Genomic DNA, 21,939 nt, shown 5'->3' on the forward strand with positions numbered 1-21,939 from the left:
TCTTGTATTCTTATTCCCACTCGATTGTTGCAGGCGGTTTGGAACTGATATCGTACACGACGCGGTTCACCCCTTTTACCTTATTGATGATCTCGTTGGATACTTTTGCCAGGAATTCGTAAGGCAGCTGTGCCCAGTCGGCAGTCATTGCATCGGTCGAAGTTACGGCACGTAAGGCAACCGTGTTTTCGTAGGTACGTTCATCACCCATTACACCGACAGACTGGATCGGAAGCAGGATCACTCCGGCTTGCCAGATTTTGTCATACAATCCCCATTCGCGCATCAGCGACATATAGATCTCGTCGGCATCCTGCAGGATACGAACTTTTTCCGGTGTAATATCGCCTAAAATGCGGATACCCAAACCCGGACCCGGGAACGGATGACGTTTGATCAGATGCGGCTGCATTCCCATTTCCATACCGACGCGGCGAACCTCGTCTTTGAAAAGAAGGCGAAGCGGTTCAACCAGCTTCAGCTTCATGGTATCGGGAAGACCTCCTACGTTATGGTGACTTTTAATTACTGTACCGGTGATAGACAGAGACTCGATCACATCCGGATAGATAGTTCCTTGTCCCAGCCATTTGATATCTTTCAGTTTGTGCGCTTCCTGGTCGAATACATCGATAAAGCCTTTACCGATAATCTTGCGTTTCTGTTCCGGATCGGAAACACCGGCCAGTTCACTGTAGAATTTATCTTTTGCATTTACCCCGATCACATTCAGTCCCAGATGTTCGTAATCTTTCATTACGTTTTCGAATTCATTCTTACGAAGCAATCCGTGGTCTACAAAGATACAGGTAAGGTTTTTACCGATAGCTTTGTTTAGAAGAACAGCTGTAACAGAAGAATCGACACCTCCCGATAACGCCAGGATCACTTTGTCGTCACCCAGTTGCTCTTTTAGTTCGGCTACAGTCGATTCGATAAATGAAGCAGGGGTCCAGTCTTTGGCACATCCGCAAATATTCAGGAAGTTATCGAGTAATTTTGTTCCGTCGGTGGAGTGGAATACTTCCGGGTGGAACTGTACACCCCAGGTTTGTTCGCCTTCAACATGATATGCAGCCGCCTTTACATCATCTGTGCTGGCGATTACTTTAAAGTTGTCAGGAAGCAGGGTTATTGTATCGCCATGCGACATCCAAATCTGAGAACCTGTGTTGATCCCTTTCAATAGTGGATCTTCGTTGTTAACGTACGACAGGTTGGCACGTCCATATTCCCGTGAGTTTGCAGATTCGACATTACCACCAGATGTGTAAGCCAGATACTGTGCCCCGTAGCAAATGCCGAGTACCGGATATTTTCCGCGAATTTCGCTTAGATCAGCTTTAAAAGCATCGGTGTCGTAAACAGAATACGGGCTACCGGAAAGAATCACTCCTTTTACGTCGGTTGCGTCATGCGGAAATTTGTTGTAGGGGATAATCTCGCAATACATGTTCAACTCTCTGACCCTGCGGCCAATCAATTGAGTTGTTTGCGAGCCGAAATCAAGAATAATAAGTTTCTCGTGCATGCAGTGTTATTATTTAATTGAGTGGGGCAAAGGTAGTAATTTTATTTCTAAAATATTGTAACGCGTCTCCCATATCTGACTATGCAAATGTTGAATGATATCCCTCTTTCTTAAAAAGTGTATAAATAGGCAGTATGTGTTTTAATACATCCGATTAAACATTACCTTTGTACGTTCATTTTATCAGGAACCGTATGGATACAGAAAAGAAAGAAACAAAGGAAATAAATAAGCTCTCATTATTAATCATGGCGATCATCGTGTTATTACTGATTATCGGTGGTGCCGGGTATTATATTTATCAGCAGAAACAGCAGATGACCGACTTGGTCCAGGCTTATGATTTGGATAAACAGACATTGGAAGACGAGTTTAATGAGTTGTCTATGCAATATGAGGGATATCAGTTCAATGTCGGTAATGATTCTTTAATGAATCTTTTGTCTACGGAACAGGCAAAAGTGCAGCGCCTGATGGAAGAGCTTCGTACAGTGAAGGCGACTAATACCAAAGAAATAGCCCGCTTGAAGAAAGAGTTGGAAACGCTTCGTAAGATTATGCGTAATTATGTTGTTCAGATCGACTCTTTGAATAGAGCGAACGAGCAATTGCAGGTAGAGAAAAAAGAAGCAGTTCAGAAATATCAGCGTGCCACTTCGCAGGCTGCGACATTGAAGAAAGAAAAAGAAAAGTTGTCCGAACGTGTTACACTGGCAAGCCGCCTGGATGCAACGGGTATCACAGTCACTCCGGTCAATTCCCGTGGAAAGCTGGCGAAGAAAATCAAAAAGATGGAACGTTTCGTAGTCGATTTCCGTATTGCAAAAAATATAACTGCTCCGGTTGGAGAAAAAACTGTATATGTACGTATTCTGAAACCTGACGACGATGTGCTTGTAAAGAGCCGTGCAGATGTTTTCCCCTTCGAAGGAAAAGATATTAATTATTCTATGAAGAAACTGATCGAGTACGATGGAGAAGAATATCCGGTTACGATGTATTGGGATATCGAAGAATTCCTTTCTCCGGGTTCCTATCGTGTAGATATTTTTATCGATGGAAATATGATCGGAAAGAGAAACTTCGTTCTGGAAGATTAATAATGGAGACAGATAACCATTTTGCAAAACTTTTAGCGGATCTCCCGGAATCCCTGGCACGCGATGACGTTTTTGTAAATGAATTGAAGAATATCTCACAGGTGGTATCTGTCGATAAGGGAGATTATCTGCTCCGTACAGGTGAACTATGCCAGGATGCCTATTTTATCAATAAAGGCTTATTCATTAATTTATATGTAAGTGAAAAGGGAGATGAATGTGTAACAGGTTTCTCCTCTGATTATTTATATCCTTTTCTGTCTGCCATCGGATATTTTACGCAGGCACCATCCGAATTCGAAATCAAAGCGTTGGAGTCGGGCGAACTGCTCCGTTTTTCGCGTGTACATATAGAAGAACTATCTTTGCGTTATCCGTTATTTGCATCCTATTATCAGAATGCGATGCTTACTATCATATCAAAACTTTATTCTATGTTTGCTATCCGGCAGTCGTGTACCGCCGAAGAATTTATCAAATATCTTTATAATCATTACATGTGGATCATGCAGCGTGTTCCCGATAAATATATTGCTCAATATATGGGAATCAGCAATGCGTGGTATTGTAAGCTGAAAAAGCGCATCTTTAATTGAATTAATTCAATTTTATATTTAAAGTAAACCAGTACTTTTGCATCGATAAATCGTACATTTGTCTGAGAACGGTGAATGTATATCTGTTTATGTGTAAACAATCGGTGATAACCTGTTGTTTTTTATTTAGGAATAAGGGTGATAAATTGTTTTATAATATAAAATCTCCGGATGAAAAAACAATAAAAAGATGAAACGGATTATCGTATTAGTAGGGTTATTGGTCTGGTCTGGTTATGCAAGTTCCCAACAGACGTTGACATTGGAAGAATGCCGGAATCTGGCTATCCAGAATAATAAGGAGTTACAGATCTCCGGGCAAAAAGTGAAAGCCGCCGACGAAGAGCGGAAGGCCGCTTTTACCAAATACTTTCCACAGCTCTCAGCCATGGGGGGATATATGTGGAATCAGAAAGATATCAATTTGTTGGATATGGATGCTTTGAGTGCTAAGCTCGGTTCGGCTTTGGGACCGATCGCTCAACTGCCTGTGTTCGGACAATTAATGGGAGGTATCGATGAGATGCAGCATTTGGATGTTCAGAACATCTGGGTAGGCGGTGTTTCATTGGTTCAACCTGTTTTTATGGGAGGAAAGATCGTCTCTTACAATCAAATTACCAAATATGCCCGTGAGTTGGCAGAATCTATGAATGACCTGCAGTTGCAGGAAGTCATTTATAAGACCGACGAGACTTACTGGCAGGTCATTTCGCTTGTCAACAAGAAAAAGTTGGCTGACGCTTATGTCAATCTATTACGGAAAATGGATAGTGATGTGACGGCCATGATTACGGAAGGTGTAGCTACACAAGCCGATGGTTTGTCGGTTAAGGTGAAACTGAATGAAGCAGAAATGGCGCAGACTAAAGTCGATAACGGATTGGCTCTTTCACGTATGCTTCTTGCCCAGATATGCGGACTTCCCCTGGATGATCCGATGGCTTTGGCCGATGAGAAAATTGAGGATTTTCCCGTAAAATCAAATGAGGTTTCGGCCAATGTCAATGAAGCGTTCGCTAATCGTGATGAATTGAGAAGTCTGGAACTGGCTGCCAGGATTTACCAGAAAAAAGAACGCATCGTGTTGGCTGATATGTTGCCCAATGTAGCCCTGTCTGCCAATTACCTGGTGACTAATCCAAATGCATTCAATGGTTTTAAAAACGAGTTTGCCGGAATGTTCAATGTAGGAGTGATGGTCAAAGTCCCGTTGTCCGGCTGGTGGGAAGGTACTCATAAGAGGAATGCCGCCCGTGCGGAAACACGTATCCAAAAACTTCAGTTGATGGAAGCACGTGAGAAAGTGGAGTTACAAGTGAACCAGTCTGTGTATAAGGTGAATGAAGCGAACAAGAAGTACATCGCCTCATCCCGTAATATGGAAAATGCAGAAGAAAATCTTCGTCATGCCAACCTGGGCTTTGAAGAAGGCGTAATTCCCGCATTGAACCTGATGGAAGCACAAACTGCCTGGGTATCCGCGCGTTCCTGCCTGATAGATGCTCAGATAGAAATGAAACTAACGGAAGTTTACCTGACCAAGGCGATGGGTAAGCTGTCTGTCAATGAACAGAAGTAATAACAATAAAAATATACAGAGATGAACGAGAATAAAAAGTTTTCGATCAGCAACATGATGTTGGCATTTATCACGGTATTAGTCGTGATCGGATTAGTCGCACTGACCGGTTTCTTTTTGCTGACTCCTCCCGATGATATTATAATGGGGCAAGCCGAAGCAAACCAGGTTCGAATTTCAGGAAAAGTACCCGGACGTGTAGAATCTTATCGATTCGATGAAGGTGATCGGGTAAAAGCCGGTGATACATTGGTCTATTTGAGTACTCCGGAAGTTTTAGCTAAGTTGCAACAGGCGGAAGCTGCCCAGAAGGCTGCTGAAGCACAAAGTGCCAAGGCGATTAAAGGAGCTCGTGTACAGGAAATAGCCGGAGCTTATGAAATGTGGCAGAAGGCACAGGCCGGCCTTGAAATAGCAAAGAAATCGTATACCCGGGTTCAGAACTTATATGAAAAAGGGGTAATGTCTGCCCAGAAAAGAGATGAGGCCGAAGCTAATTATAAAGCGATGGTTGCTACTGAGAAAGCTGCGAAGTCGCAATACGATATGGCGATGGATGGTGCCCGCTCGGAAGATAAAGCGGCTGCAGCAGCATTGGTGCAACAGGCAGGTGGTGCTGTTGCCGAAGTTGAATCGTATTTGAAAGAGTCGGCTTTGGTCTCACCGATCGATGGAGAAGTCTCCGAACGTTTTCCGCAGGTAGGAGAGCTGGTAGGGACCGGAGCTCCGATTATGAATATCACTGATTTGAATGATATGTGGGTTACTTTCAGTGTTCGCGAAGATTTACTGAAAGATATCAAGATCGGTTCCGAATTGAATGCTTTTATTCCTGCACTCGACAATAAGCCGGTTAAGCTGAAAGTCTATTATTTGAAGGATATGGGATCGTATGCAGCCTGGAAAGCAACTAAAACGACCGGTCAGTTTGATTCGAAAACGTTCGAAGTACGTGCCCGTCCGCAGGAAAAGATTGCTGACCTGCGTCCTGGAATGTCCGTTGTAATGAAGAAAAAAGGAAACGAAATATTATGACATTGAAGCAGGGTTTACATAGTATCTGGAAGGTTGCGAAGCGGGAGGTACAGCGGTTGACATCTAAACCGGTCTACTTCTTCTGCATGCTGATCGCTCCGGCTCTCTGTGTCATCTTCTTCCTGTCGTTGATGAAAGACGGACTGCCGACCAACCTGCCCATTGCAGTGGTCGATATGGACGGTTCTGCCACTTCCCGCAATCTGATCCGCCAGCTCGATGCTTTTGCACAGACGGAAGTTGTCTATAAGACCGCTTCTTTTGACGAGGCACGCCGGGAAATGCAAAAGGGAAATGTATATGGGATTTTCTATATACCCAAAGACTTTTCTGTTGAGGCAACAACGGGTAAACAGCCTACGCTTTCATTCTATACGAATGCAACCTATCTGATTGCCGCATCATTGCTTTTCAGGGATATGAAGACGATGTCCGTACTGGCCGGTGCATCGGTCGGATTGCAGACCGGACTGGCTAAAGGGTTTACCACCGACCAGATCATGGCACAGTTGCAGCCGATCGTAATCGACTCGCATGTCATCGGTAATCCCTGGCTGAACTATTCGGTTTATCTGAATAATACGGTTTTGCCCGGTGTATTGCAGCTGATGATCTTTCTGGTTACCGTTTTCAGTATTGGAACGGAGATCAAGTATTCAACTTCACGGCAATGGTTGCAGACCGGAGGAAACTCTTTGACTGTAAGTTTGCTAGGTAAGTTGCTGCCGCAGACGGTGATATTTATCGTGGTGGCCATGATGTGTTGTGCCGCTTTGTATGGTTTTAGCTCCTTCCCGCTAAACAGCGGCTGGATGCCTATGATATCGGCAATAATTCTGTTGGTATTGGCTTCACAGGCTGTCGGTGTGTTTATGATTGGGGTTTTGCCTACTTTGCGTCTGGGCTTGAGTTTTGCCAGTTTGTTCGGTATGATTGCGTTTTCTATTGTCGGTTTTTCTTTTCCTGTCCTGGGGATGGACCCGACTTTGCAGGCGCTGAGTAATCTGTTTCCGCTTCGTCACTATTTCCTGATCTATGTCGACCAGGCGTTGAACGGAAGGGATTTATTCTATACATGGACTGAATATGTCTGGTTGGCAGGTTTCCTGATCTTACCTTTCCTGATCGGAAGGAATCTGAAGAAGGCTTTGTTGTATTTTAAGTATATTCCGTAAATCAGAAAGTAATGAAAAGAGAACATCGTTTACGATATATAATAAGGGAGGGAATACAAGATACCTTTTTTATCTGGAAAGACGAACTGAAGAATGTATTCAAAGACTCGGGCGTTATGATCTTCTTCTTCCTGGTTCCGTTTATCTATCCTCTTCTATATGCTTTCATATATAATAACGAGGTAGTGCACGAAGCCAAAATGGTGGTAGTCGACCAGTCTGATACCTATCTGAGCCGTGAGTATATCAGGAAGGTTGATGCTACTGCCGATGTAAAGGTGGTTGCGGTCTGTACGGATATGGAAGAGGCGAAGCGAATGATGGATGAAAAGAAAGCCTATGGCATTCTGTATTTTCCCAGTGAGTTCAGTAAAGACATCCATAGAGGAAAGCAGGCTACTGTTTCATTGTATTGCGATATGAGCGCATTGTTATTTTATAAGGCGTTCCTGTTGGCTACAACAGAAGTTTCGCTTGAGATCGGAAAGGAGATACGTACGCAAAACCATCCTTCTTCGACAGAAGAGCAGGAGAAAATAACGGTTAATCCAATTCCTTATGAATCGGTTGCCATCTTTAACTCACAGAACGGTTTTGCCAGTTTTCTGGTACCGGCCATTCTGATATTGGTTATCCAGCAGACGCTGATCCTGGGTATCGGTATGCTGGGAGGGACAGCCCGCGAGAAGAACCGCTTCCATAGCCTTGTTCCGGTCTGTCGTCATTTTAACGGGACATTGCGTATCGTATTGGGTAAGTCGTTGACTTATATATTGCTATACATTATCGTTTGTATATGGGCGTTGGCGGTAGTACCGAAACTGTTCTCGTTGCCCCAGGTCGGGGAACCGTGGACGGTGATGTTGTTTGTTTTACCCTATTTATTCGCTTGTATATTCCTGTCGATGACTTTATCCGGGTTTATGACGAGCCGCGAATCTCCCATGCTCGTGTTTGTCTTTACTTCGGTAATTCTGTTGTTTATCTCCGGCGTATCCTGGCCGAAGGAAGCAATTCCGCCATTCTGGAAAGTGGTCGGTTATCTTTTCCCGTCTACACCGGGAATACAAGGGTTTATCCGGATCAATACGTCGGGAGCGACGTTGAGCGAAGTAGCCCATGAATACCGGACTCTTTGGATACAGGCCGGATTTTATTTCATAACTTCCTGTATGATTTACAGATATCAGATCATACGTAGTCGTAAATTGATAATAAAACAATACCGATATATGAAGATGCAACGGATGTTGCACCAGAAGGGGTAGTTTATTGACTACCCCCTTTTCTTTTTGCTGATTTTAACGAAATAATGTTAGAATCCTTCAAATATAGTCTTACTTTTGTACAAATTCTCAATCAAACTTAATTAATTTAGTACTATGCAAAACAGACGTGACTTTTTAAAGCGAGCCTCTATGATGCTTGCAGGAGGTATAGTTGCACCTCAGTTATTATCGGCTGGAAATGGGGCGGTTTCCGGATCGTCCAAACGTATCGGTTTACAGTTGTATTCTTTGAGAGACCTTGTAAAAGATGAAGGAATTCAGGCAGTATTGGAAGCAGCTTCTAAAATGGGATATACAAATCTGGAAACAGCGGGTTACGATAATGGTAAGATCTACGGTATGGCTCCTGCTGAATTCAAGAAAAGGTGTAATGACCTCGGTATGAAATGTACGAGTGCCCACCTGGGACAAGAGTTCACTAAAGAGAAAGAAGCAGAGGTGATGAGTTGGTGGGATCAGGCTATTGCCGCTCACAACGAGTTGGGTGTTAAATACATGGTTCAACCTTGGATGCCTGTAAACGATAAAACGACTCTTGACGACCTGAAGATGTATTGCGACTATTTCAATACGGTAGGTTATAAGACTGCTGCTGCCAGTATCGCATTCGGTTATCATAATCATGCTTTCGAATTCCGTAAGATAGGAGATCAGTTGATCTATGATTTTCTATTGGATAACGTAAGTCCTAACCATGTATTCTTCCAGATGGACGTTTACTGGGTGAAAGAAGGTGGTGCCGATCCTGTGGCTTATCTGAAAGCACGTCCGAGACAGTTCAAGACTATCCATATTAAAGATGACATGGAAATCGGAGCAAGCGGAAAGATCGACTTCAAACCGATCTTCGATCAGATGAATGCCAATCGGGTAAAAGACTGGTATGTTGAAGTGGAAGAATACACAAACAACGATCCGGTTGAAAGTTGCCAGCAAAGTTTCGACTTCCTGAACAAAGCGGATTATGTGAAATAAATGTATTGAATAGATAGTTATTCGTTATAAAGGCGATGCTTGTCGGATTGCAAACCGATAAACATCGCCTTTTCTTTTGATTAAAAGGTCAGATAGCCTTTATACACGCAATAATATTATTCCAGTCGTTAGCCAGGCTCGTCATATCCGGATATAATAAATCGGCGCCTGCATCCAGCAGTACTTTGTCGGGGAGGGGACCGGTGTTGACTGCAATGGTGAAGATACCGGCGGCAGTTCCTGCTTCGACACCCATAGGAGCATTCTCTACTACGAATGCTTCATTTGCTTTTACTCCGGCTTTTTCCAGTCCCATCAGGTAAGGTTCGGGATGAGGCTTACCGTACTTTACATCGAAAGCTGTAACCATTTTTTCGCGGGTAAAACAACCGGGATAAGTATGTTCCAGTTTATTGATCAGGCTGTGTTGCCCGGAACCGGTGACGACCAGTGTCTGTAATCCATGACTTTTAGCCTGCTTTAGTACTTCTCCGGCACCGGTCATTGCTTTACCGTCGTTGTATTTGTTGAAGAGCATTGCTTTTTCGTCATATATTTCCTGTTTCTCTTTATCTGTTGCGTCACGCTGAAATGTACGCTGGTATAACTCATTGATGGTACTTTCTCCGGTACGGCCTTCAAACATATAGAAATCTTCTTTTACGGCCTGAAGTTGATGGTTCATTGCTGTTTCGTACCAGGCTCGGGCGTGGAAGCGCATTGAATCGTAGAGTACACCATCCATATCGAAAAGTACAGCTTTGGGGGAAAGATTATTCTGCTTATGTTTTAGCAGATAACGGTTGATAGCTTCTTGTATCATTATGTTCATATTCTTAATAATCTTTACAAAGTTACGAAAATTCTTATACTTATTTCCTATCTTTGATGTGAACAACCTGTAAAGCCTATCGGGCTCGAGTTAGGAGGGCAGATTGCAGGTTTTGTAGAGGTCGGTTCCGGTCATATGGGAACGATAGAAAAGCGGGTGAATCCGGAATTAACCAGGTTCACCCGCTTTCTTTTATAATAGTTGAATATCCGATTTATAGTTTTGCACGGATAGCTTCACTTTCTTTTTCATATCCGGGCTTGTTCAACAGCGCGAACATGTTCTTCTTGTAAGCTTCAACACCCGGTTGGTCGAACGGATTAACGCCCAGCATATAACCGCTGATACCACAAGCTTTTTCAAAGAAGTAGAACAATTGACCGATGTAATAAGCATTTACTGCCGGCATCGTGATCTTGATGTTAGGAACGCCACCGTCAACATGTGCCAGCTGAGTACCCAGTTCTGCCATCTTATTTACTTCGTCCACGCGTTTGCCTGCCAGGAAATTCAATCCGTCCAGATTTGCTTCGTCTGTCGGAACGATCACTTTGTGTTCAGGCTCTTCTACGGATATTACTGTTTCGAAGATAATGCGTTCACCTTCCTGTATCCATTGACCCATAGAGTGCAGGTCGGTTGTCAGGTCGACAGAAGCCGGGAAAATACCTTTTCCGTCTTTGCCTTCGCTTTCACCGTATAACTGTTTCCACCATTCGCCGATGTAATGAAGTTTCGGGTGAAAGTTAGCAAGGATTTCAATCTTCTTACCACTCTTATATAATTCGTTGCGAGTTGCAGCGTAGATAGCCGACAGATTTTCTTTGAAAGGAACTTCGATACCTGTTGCTTTTTCCAGGGAAACAGCTCCGGCAACCAGATCGCGAATGCTAATACCTGCTACAGCGATAGGCAATAAACCAACCGGAGTCAGTACGGAGAAACGTCCGCCCACATTGTCAGGGATGATAAATGTCTTGTAACCTTCCTGGTCAGCCAGTGTACGAAGGGCACCTCTCTTGGCATCGGTGATAGCAACGATACGGTGTTTAGCCTCTTCTTTGCCAACAGCATCTTCCAATTGTTTTTTCAACATACGGAATGCAAGGGCAGGTTCCGTAGTCGTACCTGATTTAGATATATTGATCAGACCGAATTGTTTACCTTTCAGTACTTCACACAGTTCATACAGATAGTCTTCACCGATATTTTGTCCGGCATATAAAACAACCGGGTTCTTACGGTCGGACTGTAGCCAGTCAAAGCTGTTGTTCAGGGCTTCAACTACCGCTTTTGTTCCCAGGTAACTTCCTCCGATACCGATAGCTACGACAACTTCGCATTTGGAACGGAGCACATTAGCAGTATTTTCGATGTCAGTTAACTCTGCGTCTGTGATAGAAGAGGGAAGATGGAGCCAACCCAGAAAGTCGTTACCTGCTCCGTTTCCGTTATGTAAAGTGGCAATACATTCGTTTGCCTTGGCTTCCTGTGCGTACACCTGTTCCTTTGTAACAGCGCCCAGTGCCTTGTCGATGTTAAGACTGATGTTTTTCATACCTATTTAAATGTTTCTGTCAACTGCCGTATAACGGTAGTCGGCGATTTCTTTTCATATAATATATCGTATAAGGCATCCAGGATCGGCATGTTTACCTTATATTTCTCATTTATTTCATGAATACATTTTGTCCCGTAGTATCCTTCGGCTATCATTTCCATTTCAAGTTGGGCTATCTTGACAGAGTAGCCTTTCCCGATCATAGTTCCGAAAGTACGGTTACGGCTGAAACGTGAATAAGCTGTCACCAGCAAGTCTCCGAGATAAACAGAGTCGGTTACATCCCGTTCCAGGCTATGTACCGAATTCAGGAAATTCCGCATCTCTTCGATTGCATTACAGATGAAGACTGCCAAAAAGTTATCTCCGTATTTCATACCGTGGCAGATACCGGCAACGATAGCATATACATTTTTGAGGACGGATGCATATTCTATACCTCTAACATCTTTGCAACAGTAGTTGTTCAGATATGGATTTTGAAACACCGGAGCTACAGCCCGTGCATTTTCTATCTTGGAACAAGCCAGCGTGATATAGGAGAGGCGTTCGAGAGCAATTTCTTCTGCATGGCACGGACCACCGATCACTGCAATATTTTCTTGCGGAACATTATAATATTCCGTAAAGTAATCTGCGATCAGCATGTTTTCATCCGGAACAATACCTTTGATGGCTGAAATGATAAACTTATCGGTCAAAGGAGTAGTCACCTTCATCAAATGTTGTTTCAGGAACGGAGAAGGTGTTGCGAAAATCAAGGTGTCGGAATCCTCGATTGCGGTGTTGATGTCTGTATAAAAATTAATTTTGTCCGTATCGAACTTGACGGCAGAGAGATAACTGGGGTTATGCCCTGTTTTTATAAAATCATCCACCTGGTCCTGACGGCGCATGTACCAGTTAATGCTATCCTGTGTAGAAAGTACAATCTTGGCTAAGGCAGTAGCCCAGCTACCGCCTCCCATTATTGCAATTTTTCCGGGTAAATTCATGGTATATATTATTTAGCCGCATTTGCAATCCACGCTTCAACCTCTTCGGCCGCAGGGTTTTGCAGTTCCAACTTATACTTCTTGTTCATTTCGCAAAGCTCCTGACGTAACTTGTTAGGATTTAACTCTTTCAGAGTATCAACGGTTATATATCCGGCTTTTTGTAAAGCAGGAACCCAAGCCTCGTCGATACCTAATGCAGCATATTTATCAGCGGTGTCTTTCTTTACTGTTTTTTCCGGACGCATCTGCGGGAAGAATAATACTTCCTGAATAGTTGTCTGGCCTGTCATCAACATCACCAAACGGTCGATACCGATACCGATACCGGATGTCGGAGGCATACCGAATTGCAGTGCACGCAGGAAGTCCTGGTCGATGAACATCGCTTCGTCGTCCCCCTTTTCACTCAGTTTCAACTGATCTTTGAAACGTTCTTCTTGGTCGATCGGGTCGTTCAACTCGCTATAAGCGTTTGCCAGCTCTTTACCGTTCACCATCAATTCAAAACGTTCGGTCAGTCCCGGTTTGCTACGGTGCATTTTGGTCAACGGGCTCATTTCAACCGGATAGTCGATAATGAATGTCGGCTGGATGAATGTGCCTTCGCAGAATTCTCCGAAGATTTCATCGATCAGCTTACCTTTACCCATCGTATCGTCGATCTCCATCTTCAATTCTTTACAGATTGAACGGATTTCATCTTCACTCTTGCCTTCCAGGTCGTAACCGGTCTTTTCCTTGATGGCTTCCAGAATGGGCAGACGGCGGAAAGGAGCCTTGAAGCTGATGGTTTTGCCATCGACTACGGTTTCGCATGTACCGTTGACAGCCATACAAATCTTTTCCAGCAGTTGTTCCGTGAAACTCATCATCCAGTTGTAATCCTTATACTGCACATACAGTTCCACGCAGGTAAATTCAGGGTTGTGTGTCCGGTCCATACCTTCGTTACGGAAGTTTTTGCCGATTTCGTAAACCCCTTCGAAACCGCCTACGATCAGTCTTTTCAGATACAGTTCGGTAGCGATACGCAGATAGAGGTCGATATCTAATGAGTTATGATGCGTGATAAACGGACGTGCACTGGCACCTCCGGCGATAGACTGAAGGATCGGAGTTTCTACTTCCGTATATCCGGCTTCGTCGAGCACGGCGCGCATTGTTTTGATCACTTTTGCACGTTTCATGAAAATATCCTTTACGCCATCGTTTACGATCAGGTCGACATAACGCTGACGGTAACGCAGTTCGGGATCGTTGAAGCCGTCATAAGCTACACCGTCTTTGTATTTAACGACCGGCAGCGGTCTGAGTGATTTGGACAATACCGTTATCTCTTGTGCATGTACGGAGATTTCACCCATCTGTGTGCGGAATACAAAACCTTTGATACCGACAATGTCTCCGATATCGAGCAACTTTTTGAAAACGACATTATATAAATCTTTGTTTTCGTCCGGACAAATATCATCACGGGAGATATACACCTGTATTCTGCCTTCAGAATCCTGCAGTTCCATGAAAGAAGCCTTACCCATGATACGGCGGCTCATGATACGTCCGGCAATACTTACAGGACGGGGTTCGGCATCGTCTTTAAAGGATGCCTTTATTTCATTGGAAAATGCATTTGTTACGTACTCGGCAGCGGGATAAGGTTCTATCCCCATTTGGCGCAATTGCTCCATGCTATTGCGTCTTATGATTTCCTGTTCACTCAGTTCTAATAGATTCATTACGCTATTATTTTGTATAATACGGCGCAAAAATACAAAACTTTTCTCACTTATCGGTCAAAAGTGCGTGGTAGTTTGATCATTATGTATAATTATCCTCTTGAATTGCGGCAGGAAGAGTCTTTAATATTCGTTCTTTTTCTTTCAATTGTTTGCTACTATTTATTTATGATGTATCTTTGCAGAAAACCTTTGATAAATATGGTGTATCTAGTGTTGTTGGATGGTAAAGGAGAAAGAATATTCATTCATATTCTTTTATTTTTGTTCATATCATGCGCCGTTTCTTCGGCAAGTTTAAAGGATAAAGATTATATTCTTGTGTTGAATTCATATACTGAAGCATCACCTTGGTCGCGTAATATTATTACATCGATTTATGATCATTTGGTAAATGGCAGTGACGAAGTTGCTGTATATACAGAACACTTGAATATGTTGTCGCTCGATACGGAAGATGACTTGAAAACGTTTAAAAACGAGCTGTTTAAGAAATATGAACAGCCTCCTCTTGCAATTGTTATTATGGGAAATAGTGCATATGCTTTGTTGAAAGAGGAGTTGGACAAACAATGGGGGAACGAAATACAGACATTGCTTTTTGTAGAAAAAGATTATATAGGACCGGCAGATTGTTATCTGTCCAAGAAAGTAGTTTTGCCGACTGAACAATTGCCTATATCCCAGGTACTGAAGGAAAATAAAAAACTGACAGTTATCTACATTCCCGACAAAATACGTAAGACTATCGCGTTGATGAAACAGCTGATACCGGATATGAACCGTTTGCTGTTTCTTTCCGATAAACGGTATGTCAGCTATCAGAATCGGTTGGAGGTTGAGGAAATAATTAAAAAAGATTATCCGCATGTACAATTGGAGTTGCTGACGGCTGGTGAGATAGATACGGATAGCTTGATAAATGCGATGCAGCTGGCTGATAAGAGAACAGGTATTTTGTTCTTTTCCTGGTACAGGGTTAAGGAGCAATATGGGAATATCGTGGTAAGTACCGAAACTTATCGGATGTTGGGTGCATACACCTCTTTGCCGGTCTTTGTTCTTAATGACATTGATCTGAAATCGAGCGGTATGCTTGGAGGATACCTTTATCCGAGTTCGAGTATAAAGAGTATTGTCCAATATGCGGTAGCTAAAATATTGGAAGGAAATCCCCCTCATAGGATACTGGAACCTGATGGCCCATATCCGGTTATGAACTATTCCGTTTTTGAGAAGGTGGGGTTACCTTTTACGGCTGTACCGGCTGATACCGTTTTTTATATGAAACCGCTTGGTTTTTGGGAGCAGTATAAAATACATTTGATTTGCGCCTTGTTCTTTGTTGTTATTATTGTTTTTGTATTAATAGTCAGCTATCTGAATAAGAAGCACCAGTTTCAGAAAAAGGAATTGGGTTTGATGAAGAGTTATAGCCGGTTGGTCAATAATATGCCCATCTCTTATATGAAACAAAGGATTTTGTTTAACGAAGCGGGCATGCCGATCGACTATATAACGCTGGATGTGAATATGGCTTTTGAAAAACAGTTTGTAGCGAGGCATCAGGTTGTCGGTGTAAAGGGGAGTGAGATACGGAATGATCAAATGATGGAATACCTGAGTGTATGTAAACTTGTTCTCGGGGAGAACAAGATAGTCGATTCGCAGTATTATTCCCGGCATACGGATCGTTATTACAGTATGATCATAGTTTCTTCGTCCGAAAAAGATTGCATAGACTTGTTTCTTATTGATACGACCGACCTGTTGAAAACCCAACAGTTGCTTCGTACCTCTAATTATAAGCTGTCGATGTCGTTGGATGTGGCCAATCTGGTTCCCTGGAAATGGAATTTGAAGGAGAGGATTATCTATTGCGACGTGAATCATCCCGAAGAGGTGAAAAGTCCCGATTCAAGTGCTGAGTATTCTTTGGCTGTGCCGCAAGGGTTTTATTTTGACCGGATCTACAAGGAAGACCGTGGGCGGATCAGAAAAGCCTACCAGGATTTGATCGATGGTAAAGTCGAGCGGATAAAAGAAGAATACCGGGTATATCAACCACAGAGCAGTAGTCATTCATTTGACTGGTTGGAGGCGTATGCGACAGTGAGTGAGAGAGATGAAAACGGTTGTCCGGTGTCGTTGATAGGTTCGTCTCTAAAAATAACGGACCGTAAAAATATCGAACAAGAGTTGGTGTCTGCCCGGAATAAGGCGGAAGAATCCAACCAGTTGAAGTCGGCGTTTCTGGCAAATATGAGCCATGAGATACGGACTCCTCTTAATGCGATTGTTGGTTTTTCCAATATATTGGCTTCGACGGATGAAGTAGAGGAGAAAGAGGAATATATCAATATTATTGAAAGTAACAATGTGCTTCTTTTGCAGTTGATCAGCGATATCCTGGATTTGTCGAAGATCGAATCCAATACGTTGGATTTCGTAAATGTGGAGGTTGACATAAATGCTTTGCTCCATGAGTTGCAACAATCCATGCAACTGAGAGCTTCTGATAAAGTACAGGTCGTATTTGAGAAGACAGTCTCCGAATGTTATGTCCTGACACCTAAAAGCCGCCTGATGCAAGTGATTACTAATTTAATGACAAATGCAATCAAATTCACGAAAGAAGGATTTATCCGGTTCGGATATTCGATCGATGCGAATAAACAGCTTCGTTTTTACGTTTCCGATACTGGTAGCGGCATTCCGGAAGAGCAACAGAAAAAAGTATTCGAACGTTTTGTTAAGCTCAACAATTTTGTGCCGGGATCAGGTTTAGGACTTTCTATTTGCCAGATGATCGTTCATTATATGGGTGGAAAGATCTGGCTTGAGTCGGAAGTTGGAAAGGGTACCACTTTTTGGTTTACTTTCCCTTATACTCCGGTTGTAAAGAAAACTGTTTCCGTTCCGGTTTATGAGAGGAAAGAAGTGGAAAGCGATAAGATAGTGATCCTTATCGCTGAGGATAATGAGGGAAATTTCAAACTCTTTGATTCTATATTGAAACATGAGTATAATCTTTTGCATGCCTGGAACGGAAAAGAGGCGGTTGAACTTTACCGGAAACATCAGCCCCATCTCATCTTGATGGATATAAATATGCCGGAGATGAATGGATATGAAGCAACCGGCGAGATCCGTAAGTTGTCAAAAGATGTGCCGATTATTGCAGTTACGGCATACGCCTTTGCTTCCGACGAACAAAAGATTATGGATAGTGGTTTTGACGGTTATACCGCAAAACCGTTAAATGCGAAAGTGCTGAAAAAACAGATAGGAGATGTTTTGAAGATGAGGTTGTTAGTTTTGTAATATTTCGCGGATAGCTTCCGGCAGGAAAAAACGTATATCTTTGCCTGCCCGGAGCGATTGGCGGATAAAGGTGGAAGAAATCTCGATTTGCGGAGCCTCTACATAACGTATATGCGGCATACTGTTATCCAGCTTCACTTCATATCCTCTGCGAGGGTAGATCAGAATCGGATAATTGGCAATGATCGTTTCGGATTCTTTCCAACGGTTGATCAAAGTCCAGTTGTCCGCCCCCATAATAAAATGAAACTCCCGTTCGGGGTACAACCGTTCGAGGGCACGAAGCGTATCGATTGTATATGTAGGTTGAGGAAGTGAGAATTCGATGTCACTGACATGGAATTTCGGATAACCTGCGATGGAAGCCTCCACCAGTTTGTAGCGAAACCGGTCGTCCATTAATTCATCTTTGGCTTTCAGAGGGTTATGGGGGGTGATAACGAACCATACCTCATCCAATCCCGCAAATTCACACAGCCAGTTGGCCAGTGCCAAATGGCCGATGTGAACCGGATTGAACGAACCGGAAAAGATTCCGGTTTTCTGTTTCCTGTTATCTTTTACCGTTGTTTTTTCCACTTTATAAAGTTGAATGCCTGTACGCCGAATACAAGTCCGGTTGCGAATGCAATAAGATATTCTTTATAAATGAGACCGGCAATGCAGGTTCCCAATGCCACGATTCCGGTCAGTGCGAAAATATATCCCCATTTACGAGATAGTTGCCCCTTGTTATTCATTTTTTGACAGAAAATCTTTTATTACTTTCAATGCTTCGGCCTGTGCTGTCGCAAGGTCGTCGTTTATAATGCAGACATCGAAATGAGGAATGAACCCCAATTCAAATTCCGCTTTTGCGATACGGCTTTCGATCACTTCGGGAGCATCCGTTCCGCGACCTTCCAGGCGTTCACGCAGGTGATCGATACTGGGGGGCTGAATGAAAACCGACAAAGCACGGTCGCCATAGAACTTCTTGATATTGCAGCCGCCTACTACATCGACGTCGAATATCACGTTATTACCTTCGTTCAGGATGCGTTCCACCTCGCTTTTCAGAGTCCCATAATATTTATCGGTGTAGACTTCCTCATATTCCAGGAATTCATCGGCTGCGATGCGTGCCCGGAATTCGTCGGGAGTCAGGAAGTAATATTCCACACCGTTCTTTTCTGTCCCACGCGGCGCACGGCTTGTTGCCGAAATGGAAAAATGCAGGTTCAGGTTCTGTTTCAGCAGATAGTTGATAATGGTTGATTTACCTGAGCCTGACGGAGCAGAGAATATAATGAGTTTACCAGCCATATTATAAAACGTTTAGTACCTGTTCTTTGATCTGTTCCAATTCGTCTTTCATCTGAACGACGATCTTCTGCATTTCAGCATGGTTGCTTTTCGAACCGAGGGTATTGATTTCGCGTCCTATTTCCTGTGCGATGAAACCCAGTTTTTTGCCTTGTCCATGTCCGTCCTTTATTGTACTGATGAAATATTTCAGGTGGTTGTCGAGGCGGTTCTTTTCTTCGTTGACATCCAGTTTCTCGATGTAATAGATCATTTCCTGCTCGAAGCGGTTCTTATCGTAATCCTGGTTTGCCACCTTTTCAAGGTTGTCCATGATACGCGTTTTGATCTTTTCGATGCGTTCGCCTTCGTATTCTTCTACTTCGGTGAGCAGGCGGGCAATGTTGCCGATTTTTTCTTCAAACAGTTTCTGAAGCATGGCACCTTCCTGGATACGGAAGTCGCAAAGATGCTTGATGGCCCCTTTTACAGCAGTGAAAACAACTTCCCATTCGCTTTCGTCTACCTCTACAATTTCCGACTTGATAACATCCGGCATTTTCAGTAATGTCTGGAACCAGTCTGTAGGAAGTGCGATATTCAGTTTGTCAGCGATGTCTTTGATCTGGCTGTAATAACTTTCAAAAGCAGTGAGATTAATCTGTGTAGGAGTATCTTTTCCTATATATTCAATGTAAATGCTGAAATCGACCTTGCCCCGTTCGAGCGACTGAAGCAGCTGGCTACGGATTTGCATTTCTTTATCTTTGTAGATAGACGGAATGCGGGTTGATAAATCCAGTTGCTTGCTGTTGAGCGCTTTTATTTCTACGGTTACCTTTTTTGAAGGAAGTTCGGCTGTAACCTTACCGAATCCAGTCATTGATTGTATCATTGTTCTAAAAATTTGTGCAAAGATAGCTTATTCAGTTGATAGTTGACAGTTGACCGTTGACATTTATTCGTCGCGATAGAGAAAAAGTTTGTTTTTTTCGCTTTGTTACAGAGACGATTTTGTACTTTTGCGGCCAATTAATTCGGTTGATAACTGATAGAGTAGTTTTGAAAAATATCTGTCACTTGTCAACCGTCAACTGTCAATTATTATGTCTTGCATTTTAAATATTGAAACATCGACCTCTGTCTGCTCCGTTGCTCTGTCGGCCGGCGGTGAGGTGCTTTTTGAGAAAAGTTCGTTTGAAGGTCCTTCACATGCTGCCTTGCTGGGCGTTTATGCGGAAGAAGCCATTGCGGCAGTGAAAGCGAAAGGCTTGAAGCTGGAGGCTGTAGCTGTCAGCAGCGGTCCCGGTTCATATACCGGATTGCGTATCGGCGTATCGGTTGCCAAAGGATTATGTTTCGGATACGGCATTCCATTGATCGGCGTTCATACATTGGAAATACTGGCTGTTGCAGCTTTGAAACAGCAGCCTGCCGACAAGGATACTTTGTATTGTGCGATGCTGGATGCCCGCCGTATGGAAGTATACGCAGCTATTTACGATGCGGATTTGAAAGAAGTTCGCGGAACTTCGGCTGATATAGTAGACGCCGATACCTATGCTTCTTATCTGGAAAAAGGCAAAGTTTGCTTCTTCGGCAATGGTGCTGCCAAATGCCGTGAAGTGATCGCTTCCCCGAATGCCATCTTCCTGGATGATATTCATCCGTTGGCGGTTAATATGATTCCCCTGGCAGAAAAGGCATTCGCAGCCGGTCAGTTTGAAGATGTAGCTTACTTCGAACCGTTCTACCTGAAAGAGTTCCAGGCTACGATCGCTAAGAATAAAGTGCTGGGGTAGGTTATACCTCTTCGCACTTTACCATATCCCATCCCCGGAACTGCAATAGCAGCCGGTGTAGGGTTGTCCCTTCAGCCAATTCTTGTACTTTTTTGTCTTTACTATATTGGTATAATAGACTACGTCCTTCTTTTGCCTGTGCTTCAAGCTCCTTATCTGTTGCATTACGGGTTGCATATTTTAGTTCGAGGATGTAGCTGTGTTTTATATCGGGATAACGCTGTCTGTTTGGCAAAAGGAAAAAGTCACAATATCCGTAATTCATTTCCAGTGTCTTGAAGTCGGCATCATAGAAAGGGGCATATTCGTGTGCAAACTGATTAATGATAATACTGCAATACTCATTAAAGCTTGACATCATATCGCTTCCCGGTAATGAACATCCTGCTTTCGAGAAGTCGAAGTAAAGGACCTGATAGCGGTTACGTTGATCGGTCGGATGTTTTCCGATCCACAGATCTCCGAAATATTTGTCAAAATTCTTCTGTTGCAAAATGTCATAGTAGGTACGCATCATACTTAAGAACAGGCTTTTCCCGAAACGCCTCGGACGAATGAGGAAAAGATAGCTGGGCATCTTTTCAATAAGCGGCAAATACTCCGTCTTATCCACGAAATAAAAATTATCGTTCCTCATCCGGTTGAAATCGGATATTCCGTATGGTATACCTTTTACTTGATTCATAATGGCAACTTTTTAATAATGAATACAAAGTTAATTTATTCCGGTAAATAAAGCAATGATCGTGAAGATTCCACTATCATATTCCTATCATCTTATCTAAAGTAATTTTTGAAAATAACTATCATACTATCATTGTTTTGTTTAATATGTTGTTTATTAGTCTTTTATATTATGATGGTTGCTGTTTTAAACTATCATTCAACTATCATCAACCATCATTCATGATAAGTGTGTTGTAATGCTGAAATCTATAAATAGACAGGTCGGAAATATATCGTATAAAATGAAATAAACTATTGAAAAACATTGCTTATGTGCTGTCTTTTTATTATATTTGTAAGGAGGAAAAGGTGTTGACATCCGGGTCTGAATACCCCTGAGACCCGGGTGTGAGCATCGTTCAGATCCGGGTGTAAAATGGGGTGAAATGCCCA

19 protein-coding genes are annotated in these 21,939 nt (G+C 43.0%); 9 read left to right on the forward strand and 10 right to left on the reverse strand.

Going from position 1 to position 21,939, the window contains the following annotated elements; genetic code table 11:
- Nucleotides 1-10: 10 nt before the first annotated feature.
- Nucleotides 11-1,531 carry a glutamine-hydrolyzing GMP synthase gene (guaA, locus tag M1P97_RS00355; protein WP_129732560.1) on the reverse strand — a complete coding sequence of 507 codons (1,521 nt, stop codon included), beginning with the start codon at nt 1,529-1,531 and terminating at the stop codon, nt 11-13.
- Between the two features lie 194 nt (nt 1,532-1,725).
- On the opposite strand from guaA, the gene M1P97_RS00360 reads away from it, so the two are divergent.
- From M1P97_RS00360 to M1P97_RS00390, 7 genes are all read left to right on the forward strand, one after another.
- Nucleotides 1,726-2,631 carry a hypothetical protein gene (locus M1P97_RS00360; protein WP_195373121.1) on the forward strand — a complete coding sequence of 302 codons (906 nt, stop codon included), beginning with the start codon at nt 1,726-1,728 and terminating at the stop codon, nt 2,629-2,631.
- 2 nt (nt 2,632-2,633) lie between these two features.
- Nucleotides 2,634-3,227, forward strand: coding sequence for a Crp/Fnr family transcriptional regulator (locus M1P97_RS00365; protein WP_195373120.1), 594 nt, complete (start codon nt 2,634-2,636; stop codon nt 3,225-3,227).
- Nucleotides 3,228-3,417: 190 nt separating this feature from the next.
- Complete coding sequence (locus M1P97_RS00370; protein ID WP_249388092.1) at nt 3,418-4,809, forward strand: TolC family protein; 1,392 nt, start codon at nt 3,418-3,420, stop codon at nt 4,807-4,809.
- Between the two features lie 21 nt (nt 4,810-4,830).
- Complete coding sequence (locus tag M1P97_RS00375; RefSeq protein ID WP_195373118.1) at nt 4,831-5,844, forward strand: HlyD family secretion protein; 1,014 nt, start codon at nt 4,831-4,833, stop codon at nt 5,842-5,844.
- Nucleotides 5,841-7,019 carry an ABC transporter permease gene (locus M1P97_RS00380; RefSeq protein WP_249388093.1) on the forward strand — a complete coding sequence of 393 codons (1,179 nt, stop codon included), beginning with the start codon at nt 5,841-5,843 and terminating at the stop codon, nt 7,017-7,019. The genes M1P97_RS00375 and M1P97_RS00380 overlap by 4 nt, the downstream gene beginning before the upstream one ends.
- 11 nt (nt 7,020-7,030) lie before the next feature.
- Entirely contained in the window at nt 7,031-8,287 is a 1,257-nt protein-coding gene (locus tag M1P97_RS00385; protein ID WP_249388094.1) for an ABC transporter permease, read from the forward strand.
- A gap of 114 nt (nt 8,288-8,401) precedes the next feature.
- On the forward strand, nt 8,402-9,283 hold the full coding sequence (locus tag M1P97_RS00390; protein ID WP_195373115.1) for a sugar phosphate isomerase/epimerase family protein: 882 nt from the start codon (nt 8,402-8,404) through the stop codon (nt 9,281-9,283).
- 88 nt (nt 9,284-9,371) lie between these two features.
- On the opposite strand, the gene M1P97_RS00395 is transcribed toward M1P97_RS00390, so the two are convergent.
- From M1P97_RS00395 to lysS, 4 genes are all read right to left on the reverse strand, one after another.
- On the reverse strand, nt 9,372-10,106 hold the full coding sequence (locus tag M1P97_RS00395; protein WP_249388417.1) for an HAD-IA family hydrolase: 735 nt from the start codon (nt 10,104-10,106) through the stop codon (nt 9,372-9,374).
- Between the two features lie 223 nt (nt 10,107-10,329).
- Nucleotides 10,330-11,673: a glucose-6-phosphate isomerase gene (locus tag M1P97_RS00400; RefSeq protein WP_195373114.1), complete on the reverse strand. Its 1,344-nt coding sequence runs from the start codon at nt 11,671-11,673 to the stop codon at nt 10,330-10,332.
- 2 nt (nt 11,674-11,675) lie between these two features.
- A complete protein-coding gene (locus tag M1P97_RS00405) occupies nt 11,676-12,671 on the reverse strand; it encodes an NAD(P)H-dependent glycerol-3-phosphate dehydrogenase (RefSeq protein ID WP_195373113.1) in 996 nt (331 codons plus the stop codon).
- Between the two features lie 8 nt (nt 12,672-12,679).
- Nucleotides 12,680-14,410: a lysine--tRNA ligase gene (gene lysS, locus M1P97_RS00410; protein WP_195373112.1), complete on the reverse strand. Its 1,731-nt coding sequence runs from the start codon at nt 14,408-14,410 to the stop codon at nt 12,680-12,682.
- Nucleotides 14,411-14,731: 321 nt separating this feature from the next.
- On the opposite strand from lysS, the gene M1P97_RS00415 reads away from it, so the two are divergent.
- Nucleotides 14,732-17,734: an ATP-binding protein gene (locus M1P97_RS00415; RefSeq protein WP_249388096.1), complete on the forward strand. Its 3,003-nt coding sequence runs from the start codon at nt 14,732-14,734 to the stop codon at nt 17,732-17,734.
- Here the strand turns inward: M1P97_RS00415 and nadD are convergent.
- The 4 genes from nadD to M1P97_RS00435 are packed head-to-tail and all read right to left on the reverse strand — an operon-like array spanning nt 17,723 to nt 19,913.
- On the reverse strand, nt 17,723-18,313 hold the full coding sequence (gene nadD / locus M1P97_RS00420) for a nicotinate-nucleotide adenylyltransferase (protein ID WP_249388097.1): 591 nt from the start codon (nt 18,311-18,313) through the stop codon (nt 17,723-17,725). The genes M1P97_RS00415 and nadD overlap by 12 nt on opposite strands.
- Complete coding sequence (locus M1P97_RS00425; protein WP_195373109.1) at nt 18,295-18,474, reverse strand: hypothetical protein; 180 nt, start codon at nt 18,472-18,474, stop codon at nt 18,295-18,297. Before M1P97_RS00425 ends, nadD begins: the two co-directional genes overlap by 19 nt.
- Nucleotides 18,467-19,039: a guanylate kinase gene (gene gmk / locus M1P97_RS00430; RefSeq protein WP_249388098.1), complete on the reverse strand. Its 573-nt coding sequence runs from the start codon at nt 19,037-19,039 to the stop codon at nt 18,467-18,469. The genes M1P97_RS00425 and gmk overlap by 8 nt, the downstream gene beginning before the upstream one ends.
- 1 nt (nt 19,040) lies before the next feature.
- A complete protein-coding gene (locus tag M1P97_RS00435) occupies nt 19,041-19,913 on the reverse strand; it encodes a YicC/YloC family endoribonuclease (RefSeq protein ID WP_249388099.1) in 873 nt (290 codons plus the stop codon).
- 211 nt (nt 19,914-20,124) lie between these two features.
- Here M1P97_RS00435 and tsaB point away from each other — a divergent pair, with 211 nt between their 5' ends.
- A complete protein-coding gene (gene tsaB / locus M1P97_RS00440) occupies nt 20,125-20,820 on the forward strand; it encodes a tRNA (adenosine(37)-N6)-threonylcarbamoyltransferase complex dimerization subunit type 1 TsaB (protein ID WP_249388100.1) in 696 nt (231 codons plus the stop codon).
- A 1-nt stretch (nt 20,821) separates the two neighbouring features.
- Here the strand turns inward: tsaB and M1P97_RS00445 are convergent, their stop codons facing one another.
- The gene (locus M1P97_RS00445) at nt 20,822-21,505 is read right to left on the reverse strand and encodes an AAA family ATPase (RefSeq protein WP_249388101.1); all 684 of its coding nucleotides are present in this window, start codon (nt 21,503-21,505) and stop codon (nt 20,822-20,824) included.
- Nucleotides 21,506-21,939: the final 434 nt, after the last annotated feature.

Origin of the sequence: Parabacteroides leei, assembly GCF_023369805.1 — a bacterium.
Lineage (GTDB): Bacteria > Bacteroidota > Bacteroidia > Bacteroidales > Tannerellaceae > Parabacteroides > Parabacteroides leei.

Bases quoted from the DNA above. Each gene is read 5' to 3' on its own strand.
- M1P97_RS00370 (WP_249388092.1), top strand. From the start codon at position 3,418: ATGAAACGGATTATCGTATTAGTAGGGTTATTGGTCTGGTCTGGTTAT.
- M1P97_RS00405 (WP_195373113.1), bottom strand. From the start codon at position 12,671: ATGAATTTACCCGGAAAAATTGCAATAATGGGAGGCGGTAGCTGGGCT.
- M1P97_RS00390 (WP_195373115.1), top strand. From the start codon at position 8,402: ATGCAAAACAGACGTGACTTTTTAAAGCGAGCCTCTATGATGCTTGCA.
- M1P97_RS00365 (WP_195373120.1), top strand. From the start codon at position 2,634: ATGGAGACAGATAACCATTTTGCAAAACTTTTAGCGGATCTCCCGGAA.
- gmk (WP_249388098.1), bottom strand. From the start codon at position 19,039: ATGGCTGGTAAACTCATTATATTCTCTGCTCCGTCAGGCTCAGGTAAA.
- M1P97_RS00360 (WP_195373121.1), top strand. From the start codon at position 1,726: ATGGATACAGAAAAGAAAGAAACAAAGGAAATAAATAAGCTCTCATTA.
- M1P97_RS00385 (WP_249388094.1), top strand. From the start codon at position 7,031: ATGAAAAGAGAACATCGTTTACGATATATAATAAGGGAGGGAATACAA.
- guaA (WP_129732560.1), bottom strand. From the start codon at position 1,531: ATGCACGAGAAACTTATTATTCTTGATTTCGGCTCGCAAACAACTCAA.
- M1P97_RS00395 (WP_249388417.1), bottom strand. From the start codon at position 10,106: ATGATACAAGAAGCTATCAACCGTTATCTGCTAAAACATAAGCAGAAT.
- M1P97_RS00445 (WP_249388101.1), bottom strand. From the start codon at position 21,505: ATGAATCAAGTAAAAGGTATACCATACGGAATATCCGATTTCAACCGG.
- M1P97_RS00380 (WP_249388093.1), top strand. From the start codon at position 5,841: ATGACATTGAAGCAGGGTTTACATAGTATCTGGAAGGTTGCGAAGCGG.
- M1P97_RS00425 (WP_195373109.1), bottom strand. From the start codon at position 18,474: ATGAATAACAAGGGGCAACTATCTCGTAAATGGGGATATATTTTCGCA.
- M1P97_RS00435 (WP_249388099.1), bottom strand. From the start codon at position 19,913: ATGATACAATCAATGACTGGATTCGGTAAGGTTACAGCCGAACTTCCT.
- M1P97_RS00400 (WP_195373114.1), bottom strand. From the start codon at position 11,673: ATGAAAAACATCAGTCTTAACATCGACAAGGCACTGGGCGCTGTTACA.
- tsaB (WP_249388100.1), top strand. From the start codon at position 20,125: ATGTCTTGCATTTTAAATATTGAAACATCGACCTCTGTCTGCTCCGTT.
- lysS (WP_195373112.1), bottom strand. From the start codon at position 14,410: ATGAATCTATTAGAACTGAGTGAACAGGAAATCATAAGACGCAATAGC.
- M1P97_RS00375 (WP_195373118.1), top strand. From the start codon at position 4,831: ATGAACGAGAATAAAAAGTTTTCGATCAGCAACATGATGTTGGCATTT.